The sequence below is a fragment of the Acrocarpospora sp. B8E8 genome (genome assembly GCF_039871605.1).
Classification (GTDB): domain Bacteria; phylum Actinomycetota; class Actinomycetes; order Streptosporangiales; family Streptosporangiaceae; genus Acrocarpospora; species Acrocarpospora macrocephala.
Window position 1 is genome coordinate 1 of sequence record NZ_JBDPLV010000190.1, and the last position, 1644, is coordinate 1644.

The 1644-nt window shown below is 69.0% G+C and carries 2 protein-coding genes; both read left to right on the top strand.

Features of this window, described 5'->3' with window-relative positions; genetic code table 11:
* Window positions 1-80: 80 nt before the first annotated feature.
* Complete coding sequence (locus tag ABGB08_RS54505; RefSeq protein ID WP_347608473.1) at window positions 81-584, top strand: DUF6444 domain-containing protein; 504 nt, start codon at window positions 81-83, stop codon at window positions 582-584.
* Complete coding sequence (locus ABGB08_RS54510) at window positions 581-1552, top strand: transposase (RefSeq protein WP_347608476.1); 972 nt, start codon at window positions 581-583, stop codon at window positions 1550-1552. The genes ABGB08_RS54505 and ABGB08_RS54510 overlap by 4 nt, the downstream gene beginning before the upstream one ends.
* Window positions 1553-1644: the final 92 nt, after the last annotated feature.

The window sequence follows — 1644 nt, forward strand, 5'->3', positions numbered from 1 at the left end:
GCCGGGCGACACGCCGAGCCGGGTGCGTGCTTTGTCCCTGATGAGGTGATCCGCTTGGTGATGTGTCCCCTGGTGAGGAAGTGTCGTGGCGTGAGCTGAGCCTGCTCATGCTGCTGGCCGCCCAGGGGCAGCGGCTGGCCGCGCAGGAAGCCCGGATCGCGCAGTTGGAGGCCGAGAAGGCCGAGTTGGAGCAGCGGCTGACCCGGCTGGAGCGGATGATCTCGCGGAACTCGGGGAACTCCTCGATGCCGCCCTCCGGTGATGATCAGCCCGGCCGAGTCCCGCCGAAGAAGCGGTCGAACCCGTCGCCACAGAGTAAACGCGGTAAGCGTCCGGGAGCCGCGGGGTTCGGGCTGGCCTGGGACAACGACCCTGACGTACGGATCGCGCATCGGCCGCGGGGCACCTGCCCATGCGGGACCGACCTGGCCGACGCCGCTGATCTGGGCGTGAGCGACTGCTTCCAGCAGGTGGAGATCCCGCTGACCTCGGCGCGGCGGGAACAGCACGAGATGCACAGCGCGAAGTGCGGCTGTGGCCGGTGCACACCGCCGAGCGTCCGCCAGGAGCGCCCGGCGCTGTGATCGGGATCGGCGCGAACCTGCGGGCTCTGGTCGTCTACCTGCTGGTGTATCAGCATGTCCCGGTCGACCGGTGCGTTCAGCTGATCGCCGATCTGACTGGCGCGGAGGTGTCGCGCGGGTTCGTGCACGGCATGCTGACCCGCTGCGCCGCCCTGCTGGGTGAGGTCACGCACTGGATCTGGACGCTGCTGCTGCTCGCCAAGGTGATCGGGCTGGACGAGACGACGCTGCGGGTCGGCCCCAAGTCCGCCAAAAGGTACGCGCTGTCGGCCTCCACCGACACGCTGACCGCGTTCCACCTGGGCAAACGCGACCTGGCCAGCTTCATCGGGTTCGGGTTCATGCCGTGGTACCGCGGTGTGATCGTGCACGACCGGTACGGGCTGTACTTCCACCGGTTCTGGCAGGTCGCCGGACATCAGGCCTGCCAATCCCACCTCCTGCGCGATTTTGAGGACGCCGGCCAGGCCTACCCGGGCACGACCTGGCCCGAGCAGGCCCAGCGCGCGCTGCGCGGTCTGATCCACCAGCACAACCTGGCCCGCCAGGCCGGCCAGAGCGAGATCACCCCGCAACTGCGCGACCCGCTGATCACCGAGTTCCGGCGGGCGGTCGTCGTCGGTCTGCACGACGTGCCCCGGGTTCCCGGGCCGAAGAAGCAGGTCAAACAGAAGGTCGGGCGGGAACTGCTGGAGTTCTGCCGCGACCACGAGGACTGGGTACTGGCCTTCTGCTACGGCGCCGGCATCTGGCCCACCAACAACCTCAGCGAGCGCGATCTGCGGCCGGAGAAGACCCAGCAGAAGATTTCCGGGCGGCTGACCAGCGAAGACGCCACCCAGGCGCGGCTGGACATCCGCGGCTGCATCTCCACCGTGCGCAAACACGGCGTCCCCGTCATGAGGGCGCTCCGAGACGTGATCACCGGAACCCCGTGGCGGCCACCCATGCCCACCGCCGTCCCCTGACACCCGTCGCCGTCCCGGGTCCGCCTCGCACGGCACCCGGCGATAGCGCATGCCCGCCGCCATCACTCACCGTGAGCTACGTGGTTGTTTAC